16 protein-coding genes are annotated in these 18,404 nt (G+C 61.6%); 14 read left to right on the forward strand and 2 right to left on the reverse strand.

The features are described 5' to 3' along the window. Window positions 1–22: 22 nt before the first annotated feature. The 8 genes from V1475_RS13085 (at window position 23) to V1475_RS13120 (ending at window position 8,608) form a co-directional block, all read left to right on the forward strand. Complete coding sequence (locus V1475_RS13085; protein WP_479413090.1) at window positions 23–1,051, forward strand: BMP family protein; 1,029 nt, start codon at window positions 23–25, stop codon at window positions 1,049–1,051. Beyond that, window positions 1,052–2,581, forward strand: coding sequence for an ABC transporter ATP-binding protein (locus V1475_RS13090; protein ID WP_479413091.1), 1,530 nt, complete (start codon window positions 1,052–1,054; stop codon window positions 2,579–2,581). Next, window positions 2,571–3,620 (forward strand): ABC transporter permease, encoded by a 1,050-nt coding sequence (locus tag V1475_RS13095; RefSeq protein WP_479413092.1) that lies wholly within the window; start codon window positions 2,571–2,573, stop codon window positions 3,618–3,620. Before V1475_RS13090 ends, V1475_RS13095 begins: the two co-directional genes overlap by 11 nt. Further along, window positions 3,620–4,564: an ABC transporter permease gene (locus tag V1475_RS13100; RefSeq protein WP_479413093.1), complete on the forward strand. Its 945-nt coding sequence runs from the start codon at window positions 3,620–3,622 to the stop codon at window positions 4,562–4,564. The genes V1475_RS13095 and V1475_RS13100 overlap by 1 nt, the downstream gene beginning before the upstream one ends. After that, window positions 4,564–5,841, forward strand: coding sequence for an amidohydrolase family protein (locus tag V1475_RS13105; RefSeq protein ID WP_479413980.1), 1,278 nt, complete (start codon window positions 4,564–4,566; stop codon window positions 5,839–5,841). The genes V1475_RS13100 and V1475_RS13105 overlap by 1 nt, the downstream gene beginning before the upstream one ends. Window positions 5,842–6,083: 242 nt before the next feature. Beyond that, window positions 6,084–7,145 carry a methionine ABC transporter ATP-binding protein gene (locus tag V1475_RS13110; RefSeq protein ID WP_479413094.1) on the forward strand — a complete coding sequence of 354 codons (1,062 nt, stop codon included), beginning with the start codon at window positions 6,084–6,086 and terminating at the stop codon, window positions 7,143–7,145. Next, window positions 7,135–7,809: a methionine ABC transporter permease gene (locus tag V1475_RS13115; protein ID WP_479413095.1), complete on the forward strand. Its 675-nt coding sequence runs from the start codon at window positions 7,135–7,137 to the stop codon at window positions 7,807–7,809. The genes V1475_RS13110 and V1475_RS13115 overlap by 11 nt, the downstream gene beginning before the upstream one ends. Window positions 7,810–7,831: 22 nt before the next feature. Continuing rightward, window positions 7,832–8,608 carry a MetQ/NlpA family ABC transporter substrate-binding protein gene (locus V1475_RS13120; RefSeq protein WP_434287369.1) on the forward strand — a complete coding sequence of 259 codons (777 nt, stop codon included), beginning with the start codon at window positions 7,832–7,834 and terminating at the stop codon, window positions 8,606–8,608. 205 nt (window positions 8,609–8,813) lie between these two features. Here V1475_RS13120 and V1475_RS13125 read toward each other — a convergent pair whose 3' ends face one another. Beyond that, window positions 8,814–9,380, reverse strand: coding sequence for a LuxR C-terminal-related transcriptional regulator (locus V1475_RS13125; protein WP_434287368.1), 567 nt, complete (start codon window positions 9,378–9,380; stop codon window positions 8,814–8,816). A gap of 115 nt (window positions 9,381–9,495) precedes the next feature. On the opposite strand from V1475_RS13125, the gene V1475_RS13130 reads away from it, so the two are divergent. The 6 genes from V1475_RS13130 to V1475_RS13155 all read left to right on the forward strand — a co-directional run bounded on the left by V1475_RS13130 (window position 9,496) and on the right by V1475_RS13155 (window position 16,081). Then, on the forward strand, window positions 9,496–10,671 hold the full coding sequence (locus tag V1475_RS13130; protein ID WP_479413096.1) for a thiolase domain-containing protein: 1,176 nt from the start codon (window positions 9,496–9,498) through the stop codon (window positions 10,669–10,671). Window positions 10,672–10,696: 25 nt separating this feature from the next. Beyond that, window positions 10,697–12,208 carry a class I adenylate-forming enzyme family protein gene (locus V1475_RS13135; protein ID WP_479413097.1) on the forward strand — a complete coding sequence of 504 codons (1,512 nt, stop codon included), beginning with the start codon at window positions 10,697–10,699 and terminating at the stop codon, window positions 12,206–12,208. A gap of 52 nt (window positions 12,209–12,260) precedes the next feature. Beyond that, entirely contained in the window at window positions 12,261–13,346 is a 1,086-nt protein-coding gene (locus V1475_RS13140) for a C4-dicarboxylate TRAP transporter substrate-binding protein (protein WP_417264455.1), read from the forward strand. Window positions 13,347–13,350: 4 nt separating this feature from the next. Further along, on the forward strand, window positions 13,351–13,893 hold the full coding sequence (locus tag V1475_RS13145; RefSeq protein ID WP_479413098.1) for a TRAP transporter small permease: 543 nt from the start codon (window positions 13,351–13,353) through the stop codon (window positions 13,891–13,893). Between the two features lie 73 nt (window positions 13,894–13,966). Next, the gene (locus V1475_RS13150; RefSeq protein WP_479413099.1) at window positions 13,967–15,283 is read left to right on the forward strand and encodes a TRAP transporter large permease; all 1,317 of its coding nucleotides are present in this window, start codon (window positions 13,967–13,969) and stop codon (window positions 15,281–15,283) included. 15 nt (window positions 15,284–15,298) lie between these two features. Next, window positions 15,299–16,081, forward strand: coding sequence for an SDR family NAD(P)-dependent oxidoreductase (locus V1475_RS13155; RefSeq protein ID WP_479413100.1), 783 nt, complete (start codon window positions 15,299–15,301; stop codon window positions 16,079–16,081). Window positions 16,082–16,852: 771 nt separating this feature from the next. Here the strand turns inward: V1475_RS13155 and V1475_RS13160 are convergent. Continuing rightward, on the reverse strand, window positions 16,853–18,271 hold the full coding sequence (locus V1475_RS13160; protein ID WP_479413101.1) for a sensor histidine kinase: 1,419 nt from the start codon (window positions 18,269–18,271) through the stop codon (window positions 16,853–16,855). Window positions 18,272–18,404 lie beyond the last annotated feature (133 nt).

Below are 18,404 nucleotides of genomic sequence, written 5' to 3' on the forward strand. Positions count from 1 at the left end.
ACAAGCAACAGGGGATCAAGATATGACCAAAGACATGACGCGCCTGAGCCAGTCCCGGCGCAGCTTTCTGAAGGCGAGTGCGGCGGGTGCGCTTTTGACGACACCGTTTGCCAAGGCCGCGCTGGCGGCGGGGGACGGGCCTCTGAAAGTGGCGGGGATCTATACCGTGCCGGTCGAACAGCAATGGGTGAGCCGCATCCATGTCGCCGCCGTCGCGGCGCAGGCGCGCGGCGATATCGAATACACCTATTCGGAAAACACCGCCAACACCGACTATCCGCGCGTCATGCGCGAATATGCCGAACAGGGCTACGATCTGATCGTCGGCGAGATTTTCGGCGTTGAGCAGGAGGCCCGCGAAGTGGCCGCCGATTATCCGGACACCGCCTTCCTGATGGGCTCGTCTTTCAAGGAAGACGCGGGCGTGCCGAACCTGTCGGTGTTCGACAACTACATTCAGGACGCGTCCTACCTCTCGGGCATCATCGCGGGCGCGATGTCCAAATCCGGCAATATCGGTATGGTCGGCGGCTTCCCGATCCCGGAGGTCAACCGTCTGATGAACGCTTTCATGGCGGGCGCGAAGGAGATGAACCCGGAGATGAAATTCCAGGTGTCCTTTATCGGCAGCTGGTTCGATCCGCCCAAGGCGAAAGAAACCGCCTATGCGATGATCGACAACGGGTCGGACATGCTCTACGCCGAGCGCTTCGGTGTCTCGGATGCGGCCAAGGAAAAGGGCGTTCTGGCGATTGGCAATGTGATCGATACGCAGTCCGACTACCCCGAGACCGTGGTCGCCTCGGCGCTTTGGTATTTCGAACCGACGTTGGATGCGGCCATTGCCAAGGTCAAAACCGGTGAATTCACCGCCGCGGATTACGGCCTCTACTCCTTCATGAAAGAGGGCGGCTGTTCGCTTGCGCCCTACGGCACGTTCGAGGGTAAAATCCCGCAGGAGGCACTCGATCTCGTGGCCGCGCGCATGGCGGAGATCAAATCCGGTGCCTTCACCGTTGAGATCAACGACGAAGAGCCGAAGTCCGCGTAAATGCAAGCCGATGAGACGGACGCAGGGCAGGGCGAACCTGTCCTGCGCATGACCGGGATCACCAAGCGCTTCGGTGCCGTGACCGCCAATGAGGATGTGAGCTTTGCCCTTTCGCCGGGCGAGGTGATTGCGCTTTTGGGGGAGAACGGCGCGGGCAAGACCACGCTGATGAACATCCTTTTCGGGCAATACGCGCCCGACGAGGGCAGCGTCGAGGTGTTTGGCGAGACCCTGCCGCGCGGCAATCCGCGCGCGGCCTTGTCGGCGGGGGTCGGCATGGTGCATCAGCATTTCACGCTGGCGGGGAACCTGACGGTCTGGGAAAATATCGCGCTCGGGACGCAACCTCTGGGCAAGCTCAGCCTGTCGCCTGCGGCCGTGCGCGCCAGGATCGCCGCTTTGGCGCAGAAATTCCATCTCAAGGTCGACCCGAGCGCCAAAGTCGGCAAGCTGACCGTGGGCGAGCGGCAGCGTGTTGAGATCCTCAAGGCGCTCTATCGCGACTCCCGCATTCTCATCCTCGACGAACCCACCGCCGTTCTGACGCCGCAGGAGACCGACGATCTTTTTGCGACGCTGCGCGAGGCGGTGGCGCTCGGGCTGTCGATCATTTTCATCTCGCACAAGCTGCATGAGGTCATGGCGATCTCGCACCGGGTGCTGGTCTTGCGCCATGGCCGTCTGGTTGCGGAACGGGCGGTGGCCGAGACCGACCGCGAAGAGCTTGCCGCGCTCATGGTCGGCAGCGAAGTGACTGCGCGGGATATTCCGGCGATGCCCGCAGGCCCCGCACTTTTGTCGCTGCGCGATGTGCATGCCGAGGGGCTCAATGGCGTGACGCTCGATCTGCCCGCCGGTCAGATCACCGGGCTTGCGGGCGTGTCCGGGAATGGGCAGGCGGCGCTGTTCGATCTGATTTCCGGCCTCAATCCTGTACGCTCCGGGGCCTTCACCGTTCTGGGCCAGACGCCCGCGCATTGGACGCCGCGCGCCGCACTTGAGACGGGCGTCGGGCGCATCCCCGAGGACCGCCACACGACCGGCTCGATCGCCGATTTCGACCTCACCGAGAATGCGATCCTTGAGACCTATGCGACGAAATTTTCTCGCAAGGGCTGGATGAACTGGGGCAAGGCGCGCGCTGCGGTCGAGCATCTGATCGCGACCTATGACGTGCGCTGTCCGGGGCCTCAGACGCGCATTCGCCTCCTGTCCGGCGGCAATATGCAAAAGCTCATTCTGGGGCGGGTGCTCGAAGAGGCGCCGAAGATCATCCTCGCCAACCAACCCGTTCGGGGGCTCGACATCGGGGCGGTGAATTATGTTCATGGCCGTCTCGCGGCAGCGCGGGAAGCCGGGGCGGCGGTGTTGTTGATCTCCGAGGACCTCGAAGAGATCATGACGCTGTCGGACCGCATTCACGTCATCTCCGAAGGCCGTCTCAGCCCCGTCTTTGCGCGCGGCAGCGTGACGGTCGCGGAGCTTGGCAAGTGGATGGCGGGAGATGGGGAGGGCAGCCATGCGGCTTGAACCCATTTCCAACGCAGGCCCGGCGCGCAAGCTTCTGCCGCCCGTGCTGGCAATCCTTGCCTCTTTCGTCGTGGCGGCGGTTTTGGCGCTGGTCGCAGGCGGCGATCCGTTTGCGGTTTTCGGTCTGATCTTCAAAGGCGCGTTCGGGTCGAAATTCGCGCTTCTCGAAACGCTCAACCGCGCCACGCCGCTGATTTTCACCGGGCTTGCCGTGGCCGTCGCGTTTCGCGCCAAGCTGTGGAACATCGGGGCGGAGGCGCAGTTTTATGCCGGGGCCGTCGTGACGGCGGCGCTTGGCGCGGGCGCGATCGGGCTGAGTTCGGTCTTTCTTCTGCCCATTCTGGCGATCACCTCGGCGCTCGCGGGGGCGTTCATTCTTCTGATCCCGGCGCTTTTGAAAACCCGGTTCAAGGTCGATGAGGTGGTGACGACGCTGCTGTTCAACTTCATCTTTCTGCTCTTCGTCTCCTACCTGCTCGATGGCCCGCTGAAGGACCCGATGGGCATGGGCTGGCCGAAATCCGCCCGCCTCATTCCCGAAGCCCGCCTGCCGCGCATCGTCGAGGGGCTGCGGCTGCATTGGGGCTTTGCGCTGGCGCTGATCTGCGCCGTCGCGCTCTATGTGATCGACCGCAAAACCACGCTCGGGTTTGAAATGCGGGCGGTCGGCCAGAATGTCGAAGCGGCGCGGTTTGCAGGGATTCCGGTGACGAAGGTGATCCTCAAAACCGCGCTCTTGTCGGGCGGATTGGCGGCCCTCGGCGGGTTCTCGGAGGTGGCGGGGCTCAAAGGCTCGCTGACGCTCGATCTCAGTCCGGGCTTTGGCTACACGGGGATCGTCGTCGCGATGCTGGCGCTTCTGAACCCCTTGGGCGTGGTGGCGGCGGCGCTTTTTGTGGCGGCGATTTTCGTCGGCGCCGACAGCATGAGCCGTGCCATCGGGGTGCCGACCTATCTGGCGGATATCATGCTGGCCTCGGCGCTTTTGATGATGGTTCTCGCGATCCTCTTCACCAAGTTCCGAATCAGGAGGGACTGATGGAGATCATCGACATTCTGCTGTCCGTGTCGTTCTGGGCCGCCGCGATCCGCATCGCCTCGCCGCTGATTTTCGCCACCATGGGCGAGTTGATCTGTGAGCGCGCGGGCGTTCTGAACCTCGGGATCGAGGGCATCATGGTCGCGGGCGCCTTTGCGGGCTGGTTTGCCGTGCTCTCGGGCCTGCCTCTTTGGGCAGGAGTGGGCGTGGCGCTTCTGGTGGGGATGGCCTTTGGCCTCCTGCACGCGGTGCTCTCCGTGCCGTTCGGCCTGTCGCAGCATGTGGTCGGTGTCGGTGTCACGCTGTTTGCCACCTCGACCACGTTTTTCACCTATCGCGTCGCCCTGCCGGAGGTTTCCTCGCCGCCGAAGATCACCGCGTTTCAGCCGGTTGAAATCCCGCTCCTGTCGGATATTCCGCTTTTGGGACAGGCGCTTTTTAACCAGACGCCCCTGACCTACGCGGCCTTCCTGACCGTCGCGCTCACGGCCTTTGTCCTCTACCGCACGCCCTTGGGGCTGGCGGTGCGGGCGGCGGGGGAAAGCCCCTCGGCCGTGGCCGCGCAAGGCCTCTCGGTGACGCTGATCCGCATGGGCGCGGTGGTGGTCGGCAGCGGTTTGATGGCCGTGGGCGGCGCATTCCTGACCATGTCGGCCTTTGACAGTTTCTTTTTCGAAATGGTCGGCGGGCGGGGCTGGATCTGCATCGCTTTGGTGGTCTTCGGGGCATGGAAACCCGGCAAGGCGATGCTGGGCGCGATCCTGTTTGCGGCGTTTGACGCGCTGCAAATCCGGTTGCAACAGACCGGCGTGGGGGCGCTCGTGCCCTATCAGGTCTTCCTGATGATGCCCTATGTGCTGTCGATCCTGGCGCTCGTTCTGATGTCGCGCCGCGCCGAAGTTCCGGCGGCCTTGATGGTGCCGTTCAACAAAGGAGAGAGATGATGTTCGACCTGCTCGTCAAAGGCGGCACCTTGCCGGATGGAACCGTCGCTGACATCGCCATTCTGGGCGACAAGATCGCCGAGATTGCCCCCCGGATCGACGCCGGGGCGCGCGAGGTGATCGACGCCACGGGCGATCTGGTCGCGCCGCCTTTTGTCGATCCGCATTTTCACCTCGACGCGACCCTGTCCTACGGTCTGCCGCGCCTCAACGCTTCCGGCACGCTCCTGGAGGGCATTTCGCTTTGGGGCGAGCTGCGCGAAATCGCGACGGTCGAGGAGATGGTTGAGCGCGCGCTGCAATATTGCGACTGGGCGGCTTCGACGGGCCTTCTGGCGATCCGCAGCCATGTGGACACGACGCCCGATCATCTCAACACCGTCACCGCGATGCTGGAGGTGAAGGAGAAGGTCAAAGGCTACATCGATCTGCAACTCGTGGCCTTTCCGCAGGATGGCCTCTACCGTGCGCCGAACGGGCGAGAGAACCTTCTCCGTGCGCTAGATATGGGTGTCGATGTCGTCGGCGGTATCCCGCATTTCGAACGCACCATGCAGGCCGGAGCCGAGAGCGTGCGCGATCTCTGTGAGATTGCCGCAGAACGCGGCCTGCCGGTCGATCTGCATTGCGACGAGACCGACGACCCGATGAGCCGCCACGTTGAGACGCTGGCGCATGAGACGACGCGTCTGGGGTTGCAGGGCCGGGTGGTCGGATCTCATCTGACGTCGATGCATTCGATGGACAATTATTACGTCTCGAAACTGATCCCGTTGATGGCGGAGGCACAGATCGCCGCGATCCCCAACCCGCTGATCAACATCGTGCTTCAGGGGCGTCACGACACTTTCCCGAAACGCCGCGGGCTGACCCGTGTGCGGGAGATGCAGGCGGCGGGGATTGCCGTCGGCTGGGGGCAGGATTGCGTGCTCGATCCGTGGTATTCGCTGGGCACGGCGGACATGCTCGACGTGGCTTTCATGGGCATGCATGTGGCACAGATGACCCACCCGGACGAAATGGCGCGCTGTTTCACCATGGTGACGGAGACCAATGCCGCGATCATCGGGGTCGAGGGGTACGGGCTCAGCAAGGGGGCGATGGCGTCGCTGGTGGTGCTGGATGCGGATAACCCGGTGGATGCGCTGCGGCTGCGGCCTGCGCGTCTGGCGGTGGTGTCCAAGGGCAAGGTGATTGCCAAGACCCCGCGTCAGGATGCGGCGCTTTCGATCCCGTCGCGTCGGGAAACTGTGCGGCGGCGGGCACCGAAACGCTAGGGGACCTTGCCGACAGGGCGGTTCTGTCTGGATGTGCTGAAAAGAACGAAATTCGCGGGCACTCTGGCGCAGGACGACAGTTTTCCCGGGGGAGCCACAGGTCGGGACGATGCGGAGGGGCATAGGCGCTCAGGGCAATGCCTGTCCTTGTGCTGCAAGGCCTCTGTGCGGGAAGGGGGCCTTGAACCTTTCGGGCGGATGCTGTCTACGGGGCCGCACGACTTCGTAACATCGGCCGAACCATGACAGACAGAAAAAGCCAGGCGGCATCGATCGTATTCGATACGGTCGGCAAGGCCTTCAAGAAACCCGGCGGCGGCACTGTGTCCGCGCTCGAAGATGTCTCTCTGCGCGTTGAGCCGGGGGCGATCACCGGGATCATCGGGCGGTCCGGTGCGGGCAAATCGACATTGTTGCGCATGGTGAACGGCCTGGAACGTCCGACCTCCGGTCGTGTGTTGATCGGCGATCAGGATGTCGGTGCGGCCAAGGGGGCCGCCCTGCGGACGATCCGGCGCGATGTCGGGATGATTTTTCAGCATTTCAACCTGTTGTCGTCGCGCACCGTGACCGGGAATATCGCCCTGCCGCTGGAAATCGCCGGTGTAGCGTCTGACAAAATCAAACCGCGTGTGGCGGATCTGATCGAGCGCGTCGGGCTGACGGCGCAGGCGGATCGTTATCCGGCGGAGCTTTCGGGCGGGCAGAAACAACGTGTCGGGATCGCGCGGGCCTTGGCGACGGAGCCGAAGGTTCTGTTGTCGGACGAGGCCACCTCGGCGCTCGATCCGGAAACCACCCAGACGGTTCTGGAGCTTTTGCGCGACATCAACCGCGATCTCGGTTTGACCGTTTTGCTGATCACCCACGAAATGGCCGTGGTGCGGGACATCGCGAGCCATGTCGCCGTGATCGACGGCGGGCGCATTGTCGAGGCGGGGCCGACCTATGACGTTTTCACCGCGCCGCAACATGCCACGACGCGGTCGTTCCTGTCCGGTGTGACGGGGGTAACGCTTCCGGCCTTCATCAAGCATGAGATGCAGGCGACACGGCCCGAGACGGGCGGCCAAGAGGTGATCCGCGTCACCTTTGCGGGCAAACACGCCACCGATCCGATGCTGGCGCTTCTGACCCGCGATCTCGGGGTCGAGGTGAATATCCTCGCAGGCGCCGTCGAGGAAATCGGCGTGCATCCGTTCGGCAATCTTCTGGTCTCTCTGCCCGCCGAACGCGGGGCGGAGGCGCGGGCCTATCTCGAACGTCATGAGCTTTTGACGGAGGTGCTCGGCTATGTCGGCTAATCTCATCGCCCTTCTGATCGAGGCCACCGGGCAAACGCTTTACATGGTGGCGATCTCGGCCCTTCTCGGCACCGTGTTCGGGCTGCCTTTGGGCACCTACCTTGCAGTGTCGCAAAAGGGCGAATTGCTCTCTGCGCCGCTGGTGAACAAGGTGCTGGGTCTCGTCGTGAACGCCACGCGTTCGGTGCCTTTCATCATTCTCGTCGTCGCGATCATTCCCTTCACCCGCATGGTGGCGGGGACCTCGATCGGGACCACGGCGGCCATCGTGCCGCTGAGCATCGCGGCCATCCCCTTCATCGCGCGTCTGGTGGAAAACGCCATTCGCGAGGTCGATGCGGGGCTGATCGAGGCGGCGCGCGCCATGGGGGCGACTCCGTTCCAGATCATCCGCAAGGTGCTGATCCCCGAGGCGCTGCCCTCCATCACCTTGGGCCTGACGCTCGCGGTCGTGAGCCTCATCGGCTATTCGGCGATGGTCGGCGCGGTCGGTGGCGAAGGTCTCGGCGATCTCGGTATTCGCTATGGCTATCAGCGCTTCATGCCCGATGTCATGGCCGTGGTGGTGATTATTCTCATCGTCCTCGTCCAGCTTGTGCAATCCCTCGGAGAGGGGATCGCCGCCAGAGTGGACAAACGCGCGCCCAAGGGGCGTGGTCAATAACCGCAACATAAGGAGATTACACATGCTGCGCGTTGCAACCCTCACATCCGTTCTCGCTCTGATGGCCTCTGTCGCCATGGCCGAAGAGATCAAAGTCGGGGTGTCCCCCGGCGAACATGCCGAGATCATGGAAGAAGTCGCGAAAGTGGCCGCGCCGATGGGGCTCGACATCGACGTGGTCGAGTTCTCCGATTACGTCGTGCCGAACCAGGCTCTGGCGGATGGCGACATCGAAGCCAACTCGTTTCAGCACGTGCCCTATCTCGACAACCAGATGGCGGATCGCGGCTTCGATCTGACCGTGGTCGGCACCACCATCACCACGCCGATGGGTGTTTATTCCGACAAGATCACCGATCTTGCGGATCTCGAAGAAGGTGCGACCTTCGGCATTCCGAACGACCCGACCAACGGTGGCCGTGCGCTTCTCGTTCTGCAACAGCTCGGCCTGATCACGCTGGACGAGGCCGCAGGCCTGAAACCGACCGTGCTCGACATCACCGGCAACCCGAAAAAGCTCAAGTTCAAGGAACTGGACGCCGCGCAACTGCCGCGGTCGCTGGCCGATCTCGATGCCGCGCTGATCAACACCAACTACGCGATTGCCTCGGGCCTCAGCCCGAAAGAGGATTCGATTGCGATGGAGAGCGCCGAAAACCCCTATGTGAACGTGATCGTGGTCCGTACCGGCGACGAGAATGCGCCCTGGGTCAAGACGCTGGTCGAAGCCTATCATTCCGACGCGGTGAAGGCATTCATCGAAGAGAGCTACCACGGCACGGTTCTGACCTCCTGGTAAGCACAAGGCCACGCGCCGCGCTTGAGACGACGAAGGGGAGGGCAGCAGCTCTCCCCTTTTTCATGGTGCGCAGATGCGAGTTTTTCCGATCCGGGTCTCCCCAGTTGAATGGTCCTCCATGTCCCAAACATAGGAGTGGCCATGCAGATGGGGAGGCTCACAGTCACGCATTGCCGCTATTCGCGCAGCGCGGTGAATGCGCCCGTCAATTCTGTACAATCATCTTCGCAACGAGTTCCGCCGCGTTTTGCACCCCCAGCTTTTTCATCACGGAGCTGCGATGAACCTCTACGGTTCGGGGGGAAATTCCCATTGCCAGTCCCGTTTCCTTGCTGGTGAAGCCATTCACGATATGTCGGGCGACCTCGCGCTCTCTGGGCGTCAATGTGGCGGAATTCGGCGGTCGATTTTCCAGATGCTCGAACGTCCAGACCATCAGCCGAAAGGGATCGGTCGGGGTCAAGGTCCGGCCTGACGCTCGGGTCCAGATGATCTCACCGCTGCGACATTGCATGAAGCGCTCGTCCGTGTAGCGCGGACGACCGTCCAGCCAGCGCCGCCAGCGGGTGCCTGTCTTTTCGTAATCGACGCTGGAGGGGTAAAGGATGCGGATCGATTGCCCTTCAAGCTCGTCGCGGGTCCAACCGAATATGCGCTCTATCTCCGTATTCACACGCTGAATCTTGCGATTTGACAGGACCATGAGGCCGATCGGAGCATCCATGAAACCCGTAAAGTTGAGGTCGGCCTCCGATATTCGGTCGAAATCCATCGGGTTTTCCTTTCTCTGCATCTGCATCTACGTAGGGAGTACGTATATTTATACGTAGTTCCACGGATAGCTGCCATGTGTTTTTTGCAGCACGCTTGATGTGGGAGGACGTAACATGACCCATGAAATTTATATCACCGGCTCCGGCCACACCCGGTTCGGTCGCCTCGAGGCCACGCTCGAAACGCTGATCGTTGAGGCGGCGCGCGAAGCTCTTGAGGAAGCGCAGATCCCACCTTCTGAGATCGACGCCATTTTCCTCGGTCATTTCAATTCCGGGCTTGTCCCGGACGGGTTTGCCTCCTCGCTCGTTTTGCAGGCGCATCCCGACCTCCGCTATACCCCTGCCGCGCGGTGCGAAAACGCTTGCGCCTCTGGGGCGGCCGCGATTCATGCCGGACTGAACGCCATCCGGGCAGGTCGGGCACGCAATGTCCTTGTCGTCGGGGCAGAAAAGATGACACATCGGTCGACGGCAGATGTCACCACGGCTCTGGCCGGGGCGGGGTATCAAAATGATGCGAACGAGGCAGCTCTGAGTTTTCCGCAAGTCTTTGCCATTGCGGCAGACCAATATGAGGCGCGCTACGGCGATCCGCTGGACACGATGGCGCGCATTGCGGCGAAGAACCATGAGAATGCGATGAAAAACCCGTTGGCGCATATGCACAAGCCGCTGACCTATGAGTTCTGCCGCGAGGTGAGCGAGAGAAATCCGCTGATCGCACCGCCTCTGCGATTGAGTGATTGCTCTCTGGTCACGGACGGTGCCGCTGCGATCGTTTTGAGCGCTGCCGATGCCCATGCCGAGGATGCAGCTGCCCGCGTGCGGATTGCCGCCGCCGAACATGTGTCCGACTTCTTGCCGATGAGCCGCCGCGATTTCGTGGCCTTCGAAGGGCCGGAGCGCGCCATTCGCGCGGCCTATGACGCAGCCGGGATTACGGTCGCAGATCTGGATTTCGCAGAGGTTCACGACTGTTTCACCCCGGCGGAACTCCTGATCTACGAAGCGATGGGACTCGCGCCGAAGGGGCAGGGGGTAAGGGCTCTTGATGAGGGCACGGTATATGCGGACGGGCGTACCCCGGTGAACCTGTCTGGCGGGCTGAAGGCCAAAGGCCATCCGGTCGGCGCCACCGGCGTGTCGATGCATGCTCTGGGCTTCCGGCAACTGACCGGACGTGCGGGAGACATTCAGCGCGCGGGTGCGGAATGGGGCCTCGCTTTCAACATGGGTGGCGCAGCCGTCGCCAACTACGCGACGATTATGCAAGCCGATCGCGCCTGAAGATGATCCGGGAATTGTGAAGACAATGAATATCGCAAATTGGCTGTATCAGACCGCCTTGTCATGGCCCTGTCGTCCGGCGCTCTATCACGGCGACAGCCTGCGCCAGACCTATTCAGAACTTATGCAATCCGTCTGCAATCGGGCAGATTGGTTGCATGCGGAGCATGGGATCGAAAAGGGCGACCGGGTTGCCATTTTCGCCAAGAATGCCCCCGAGTACATCGAGGTGCTGCATGCCTGCTGGTGGCTCGGGGCCGTCGTCGTGCCGGTCAATTGCAAATTGCATGCCCGTGAAGCCGAGTGGATCATCCGCGATTCAGGGGCGGCGCTGACCTTGACGGAGAGCGGCACTGTTTTCGCGACGCAGGAGGATGTCGCCGAGGCGAGGCTCGCTGCGCCGGTGCCTGAGCTGGACACACTCACGCCGCCCAAGTCGGTTGGAGCACAGGAACTTGCCTGGCTGTTCTACACCTCCGGCACAACAGGGACGCCAAAGGGCGTCATGCTCAGCCATGACAACCTGCGGCACATGACCCTGTGCTATGCGCTCGACGTGGATGCGGCCCGGGCGGAGGATCACATGCTCTACGCCGCGCCGATGTCGCATGGCGCGGGGCTCTATATGTTCGCACAGATTCGGGCAGGGGGCGCGCATCTCGTTCCCGCCTCCCACGGGTTCGACAGCGATGAGATCATCGCGCTCGCCAAGACCCGCGGCAATCTCGTGTTCTTTGCGGCCCCCACGATGGTCAAGCGCCTGATCGCGACAGCAAAGCAACAGGGCTACGACGGCACGGGCATTCGCACGATCATCTATGGCGGCGGTCCGATGTATGCCCATGACATCGACGAAGCTCTCGCCTGTTTCGGTCCGCGTTTTGTACAGATCTACGGTCAGGGCGAAACGCCGATGACGATCTCGGTGCTGGCGCGCGATCTGGTCGCCGATCAGAGCCATCCCCGCTGGCAGGCGCGGCGCGCCTCCGTGGGCATTGCCCAAGGTGCGGTGACGTTGGCGGTGCTTGGAACCGACGGAGAGCCTCTGCCTGCGGGCCACACCGGGGAGATCTGTGTGCAGGGGCCAACCGTCATGACCGGCTATTGGCGGAACGAGGCGGCCAGTCTTGCCGCGCTTGAGGGCGGCTGGCTTCATACGGGCGATCTCGGCCATCTCGATGAGGACGGTTTTCTCTACCTCACCGACCGGTCCAAGGACGTGATCATTTCCGGCGGCACCAATATTTACCCGCGTGAGGTCGAAGAGGCGATCCTGGCCCATCCGGCCGTGTTCGAGATCGCCGTGGTCGGTGAGCCGGAACCGGATTGGGGAGAGCAGGTCGTGGCCTATGTCGTGTTCGAACCCGGCAAGAGCGCCAGCGCGCCTGAGCTCGACAGCTGGTGCCGCCAGCAGATTGCCGCTTTCAAGCGTCCGAAACGCTACCAGTTCGTCCATGAGTTGCCGAAGAACAGCTACGGCAAGGTTCTGAAAACTGCGCTGAGAACGCGCACGGGACATGCGCCGACACCGGCATAACTACACAACATCTCCGGGCAGGAGGAGCCCGGCACCAACGGAGGAGATACCCATGAAAAGACGTGACTTTCTGAAATCCACAGGAGCATTCGCAGGCGCGGGGCTGATCTCGGGTCTGCCCGGTCTAGCCCATGCGGCAACCTCGCTGAAATTCGACAGCTATGTGAGCGAAACCGCGGGACCGTCCTGGGTCGACCGCTGGTTCCTCGAAGAACTGGCAAATCGCAGCAATGGCGAGATCGGCGTCAAATACTACTGGGCCGGAAGCCTCAACAAGGTTGGCGAACATCTCGGCGCGGTGCGCGACGGCACCAGCGAAATGACCCTGATCGCACCGGGCTATTATCAGGCCGAACTGCCGGTCACACGCGGTCTTGAATGGTATTTCCGCATGGAGCGCGCGGATGAGTTGCAACTCGTGTGCCGCGACGTCTACGAGAATTTCGCGCCGCTGCGGCAGGAATGGGAAGAGCGTCATCGCAGCAAGGTGCTCTACTGGACCAATTGGAATTATGCGCCTCTGGTGATGCGCGATCCGATCACCTCGATCGACGACATCAAGGGCAAGAAAATCCGCGGCTACGGCGTCGCCACCGATGTGATCGAAAGCCTCGGCGGGATTGCCGTGCCGATGGCGGCGGGCGAGGTCTATCAGGCGCTCGAACGCGGGGTTCTCGATGGGGTCTACGGCTTCGATTTCGTCACCGCCGTCGCCTACAAGCTGCATGAGATCGCGCCGAATTTCTACGACATCGGCGACGGTCCGCACGCCCCCGCCGTCACGATCATGAATCGCCGCGTCTGGGAAGGCCTGCCCGCCGAACAGCAACAGATCTGCACCGATCTGGCCGATGAGCTCTATGGCGGAAAATTCGCCGAGATCTACAACAAGGTGCTGGCCGATTACGTTCAGAAGGCGCAGGCCGAAGGCGTTGTGCTCTCCTCGCTCTCGGACGCGGAAAAGGCCCGGACCAAGGCGCTTGTTCAACCCGCACAGGTCAACAAGTGGATCGAGACCGTGGCCAAGCCCAACGGTATCGACGGGGCGGCCATGCAAGCGGTGGTCGAAGAGGCGATCGCGCGTCACGCGGGCACCGGGACGATGAAACGCCCGGTCGAAATCGCGGCGGGTCTGTAAACCGATGCTGGCGTGGCTGAACCGCCTGCTCGACGGGATCGCCCGGATCACATCATGGCTGGCGCTGGGGTTCCTCGCCTTCATGATGGTGGCCATCACAGTGGATGTGGTGGCCCGCGCCGCCTTCGGGCGCGCCGTGCCCGGGCTGTTCGAGATGACGGAAATGTCCATGGTGATGGTGGTTTTCATGGGGCTGGGCGCGACCCTGCTCGATGACGGCCACATCCGTGTCACCATGATGACCGATGCGCTGCCCGGACCGTTTTCACGCGGTTGCACGGCACTGGCCTGGCTGTTTGCCGCGCTGACGTTCCTGATGCTGGCCTGGCCCGCAACACAGGAGGCGGCCTATTCCTTCTCGATCCGGGAATTCCGCTGGGGCTATTTCCAGGTGCCGATCTGGTGGGCCAAGATCGCGGTGGCCGCAGGGCTCTGGTTTGCCGCGCTGCAAGCCGCCCTGCACAGCCTGCGCATTGCGCTCAAGCAGATTGAGCTGCCGCATATCGACACTGCGCCCTCCGCTGCGGGGGACACGCCCCAGCACTGAGCCGGGCGTGCCCAGAAAAGGTCCCGGCGCATGCCGCCGGGACCGCGACATTGCATTTCACAGGACATCGACAATGGATGTGACACTCATCACCCTGCTCGCCGTCGGGCTGATCTTTTTCCTCATGGCCCTGGGGACCCCGGTCTTTGCCGCACTGGCCCTTTCCGGCGCCTTCGGCATCGTCATGGTGGAAAACCTGGGCTTCCTGCTGGCACGGCTCAAATCCTTTTCCTTCAGCCATACTGCCAGTTACGCGCTTACGGTCATCCCGCTTTTCATCCTCATGGGGGCTTTCGCGCATCATGCGCAGGTTGGCAAACGGCTGTTCCATGTCGCCAACAAATGGGTGGGGCACTTGCCGGGCGGGCTGGCGATGGCGAGCATCCTGACCTCGGCGGGCTTTGCTGCGACCTCAGGGTCCTCGGTGGCGACGGCGGCCACGGTGGGGGCGGTCGCCATCCCGGAGATGAAGGAGAAGGGCTACGATCCGCGCCTCGCGGCCGGGGCCGTGGCCGCAGGTGGCGTGCTGGGCGTGCTGATCCCGCCCTCCGTCCTGTTGATCTTCTATGCAGCCCTGACCGAGGTCTCCGCCGGAAAAATGCTGATTGCGGGCTTCGTTCCGGGCCTGATCACCACGGTCGCCTTCATGATCGGCGTCGCCCTGATCGGCCACCGGGTCCAGCATCACTCCACCCGCGCGCCCAAGGCCTCCTGGGGCGAGCGGCTGTCCTCGACGACGCAGGCCTGGCAGGTGCTCGTCCTGTTCGTGATCGTGCTGGGCGGGATTTACCTCGGTCTCGTCACCCCGACCGAAGCCGGTGCCATCGGTGCGCTCGCCGCCTTGCTCATGCTGGTCTTCGCGAAATCGGCGCGCGGGCGTCTGAGCCATGCGCTTTCCGAAAGCTTCCGCTCGACCGCCACCACCACGGTGATGATCCTTTTCACGATGATTGGCGCGGGCATTTTCAGCTTTTTCCTGACCCTCGTGCAGGTGCCGCAGATGATCGCAGGCGCCATCACCGAAAGCGGCATTCCGCCCCATCTGATCGTCGCGGTGCTCCTTTTGCTCTATATCCCGCTCGGCATGTTTCTCGATGCCTTCTCGATGATGGTGATCACCCTGCCCATCGTGTTTCCTACTGTGTCGGGACTTGGCTTCGATCCGATCTGGTTCGGCATCCTTTGCGTGAAAATGTGTGAGATCGGGCTGATTACCCCGCCCGTGGGCCTCAATTGTTTCGTCATCGCGGGCATCGACCGAGAGACACCTCTGCCTGATGTGTTTCGGGGCGCGCTCTGGTTCGTGGCGATCGAGATGGTCACCATTGTCCTGCTCTTCGCCTTCCCGTCCATCATCACCTGGCTGCCCGACACCATGATGGCCCGATAACTCAGGAGATTTCCCATGACACAACGAACGGATTACGGCATCGCCTTCATCACCGGCGGCGGTTCTGGCATCGGGCGGGCAAGCGCTCTGCGGCTGGCAGCGTTGGGGGCCCGTGTGGCCGTCACCGATCTGCGCTTTGAGGCCGCCGAAGCTGTCGCCCGCGAGATCGCCGCACAGGGCGGCACAGCCCTTGCTCTCGCCCTCGATGTCGCGGATGCCGCCGCGCTTCCCGATGCGGTTGCCAAAGTCGAAGACGAACTTGGTCCCATCGACATTCTCGTGAACAGCGCCGGGTTGATTTTGGTTGAGCCGTTGCTGGACTTTTCCCATGAAAGCTGGCGCAAGGTCATGGAGGTCAATGTCACCGGCACTTTCTGCGTGAGCCAGTATATCGCACGCGGCATGGCGGCGCGTGGCTATGGGCGGATCATCAATATCGCCTCGATCTCCGGTCTGCGGGCCGGTGTCGGGCGTACCGCCTATGGCACTTCGAAAGCCGCCATTCTGGGTCTTACCCGGCAGTTTGCGCTGGAGCTCGGCGCGCGTGGCATCACTGCCAATGCCATTGCACCTGGGGTGATCGAGACGCCGATGACACGCGCCGCTTATAGCGAGGAAACATGGTCTCGTGTGCTGGACATGACTCCGACCCGCCGCCTCGGGCAGCCAGAAGATATTGCAGAAGCCGTAGCCTATCTCGCAAGCCCCGCCGCGTCCTTTGTCAATGGCGAGGTTCTGACTGTGGATGGGGGCTATATGGCGTCCGGGATGACACAGACCGGCAATCTGCAAACTTGAGTAGGGCTGGTAAGTCGAGGTTGGTCCAGTAGAGAGGAGCGGTATCCATGGAACATGGCCTTATCGCTCCGACCGGACGGGCATCTCTCACGTCGCTTGTTGTGCGGACCGAGGACCCTGATGTTGATCTGCCACCTCTCGTCATAGAGCTGGTTCGTGTCCATCTGGACCAGTTTCAAGGAGTGAAGAGGGCGTGGTTTTGGGAGCGCTGCCTGCGGGACGGGGGATGCGATGATCCCGAAACGGTGCGACGACAGACGGCAGAAGTCATTGGAGCCGTGAGCGCCATGGCCATCACGGCTTTCGGATCTCCTATGGAGGGTTTCCGACGCGGCGGGGACTTTGCAGTCTGACTCGGCTGGCTCGTATATTGGTGTGCAAACGGCTCCGCCGACTGATGCGCCGCGGGTTCCTCGATCTGGTCGCCATGATGGATTGGCACACCCGCAAGGTCACTTATCTGCGGAAATCGACAGTCGGTGCTTTCACAGACGAAGGCGCTGCGTTGTCGTTGTGATGCTCGGCGATCCCCAGAAAATGCGCGACGAGGTTCAGCACCATGGGGTCGTTTGAAACTGCAAAGATTTTCATTGTCATTCCGAGTTTGTGTTGCCTGTATACCCGACTTGTTTTTCGCCCCAGATTGGGGCCGATTTGGGGCTGATTTGGGAAATCTTTGGCCCGAATTCCACACTGGCGCGTTATGGGCCATGTTTTTGGCCAGATACCGCCAAGAGTGCAGGGGGCCATATCGCTCTTAAGGGGGCGCTCTCAGACCGTTTCAGGCAGAGCGGTGAGGTTCTGGTCGGACCCCTCTTCGTCTCTCAACGGATCGAAATCCAGGTAGAACGTTGTGCCGACACCCAATTCGCTCACGTAGTCCAGGCGCGCGTTGTGGCTCTCGACGATCTGCTTCGAGATGTAGAGCCCGAGCCCCGTGCCGCCCACTTTGCGGATATCGGACGAATCCACTTGGGTGAACTTGCCGAAAACCCGGTCTTTGACTCCTTCTGGAATCCCGGGGCCGTCATCTTGGATCGAGATGCGGATGTGGTGGCCGACATGTTCCACACGTGCCGTCACACTTCCGCCTTCGATCGAGAATTTAAGGGCGTTCGAGAGAATATTGCTTAACACCTGGATAAGCCGGGCGCGGTCTCCCGATATGAGGCATGCCTCTGAACAGAGCTGGGAGGTGACGTGGACGCCCAGTTTGCTGGCATAGCCAGAGATGGAGTCGACAGCCTCGGAGAGCAAGTCGTTGGCATCTGTCGGCCTGAAATGAAACACCATCTCACCAGCCTCGACTTTTTGCATATCCAAAAGATCTTCGATCAGGGCGGCGAGGCGATACCCATTCCGGGATGCAATCTCCATCACCGGCCCGACCGTATCGGGCAGGGAACCGATTTTTCCGCTTTTGATAAGATCGACCGCCCCGATGATCGAGGTCAGAGGGGTGCGAAGCTCATGGCTCACGGTCGCCAGAAAACGCGATTTCGCCTCCAGGGCGGCTTTCGAGCGCTCGTTTTCTTCTTTGATCAGGTCCATCTGCCTGAGCCGCTCCTGGTAGTTGAGATAAAACTTCGCGGCGATGTCTCCGATGAAGTAGAGTACGAAGATGATCGTGAAGAATTCCAGCCAGATGTGGGACCCAAGGGGCGGGCGGAAACGGAGCACATCGAGAAACGCGATGAACAAAAATGCGAAGCCGTAGATGGAAAGGCGCAAAATCAGGACGCCCATCATCTGGCTGTTGTACATTGCTGCAAAGATGGATGCAGAGAACAGGAAGAAAAGCGGCGTGAAATGCCCCTCTGGCGTTTGTTGAATTGCGATGTTCATGATGAAAACGCTGATCGCGAGCGCACTGATGACGGTGTTGATGACGATGCGCTTGAGAATCCGTTCACCAAAGGCAGAGTCCGTGCCATCCCAATCCTGAGCTTCGCGCGCGAGTTTCAGGTCGAGCACTTCGGTCAGCGCAACCACAAGATAGAGCGCAAAGATTGAGAGTGCATCGAAATACATCGCCGCGAGAATGGCGGCCGCCGCCATACTCGCCTGCCGTTTCCGGACAAGTTGGTTGGAGAGTGCGATGTAATCCTTGATATTCTGTTCTTGGCCAGCGGAATTGAACCAGTCCCCCCGGCTCGCCCACAGTGCTTTTAGGTTCATCATCCTGTCCATGACACTATTCGGTACTACGACCTTAAAGCCCAATTAAGCCAAAAGTATCCCATTTCAGAGGGAATTGTGGCTTTTTAGAGGTTTTAATGAGGTGAAAGTTTGGCAAGTGGTCGTGGATGTGGGCGACACCAGT

This window comes from Celeribacter sp. SCSIO 80838, from assembly GCF_056498065.1.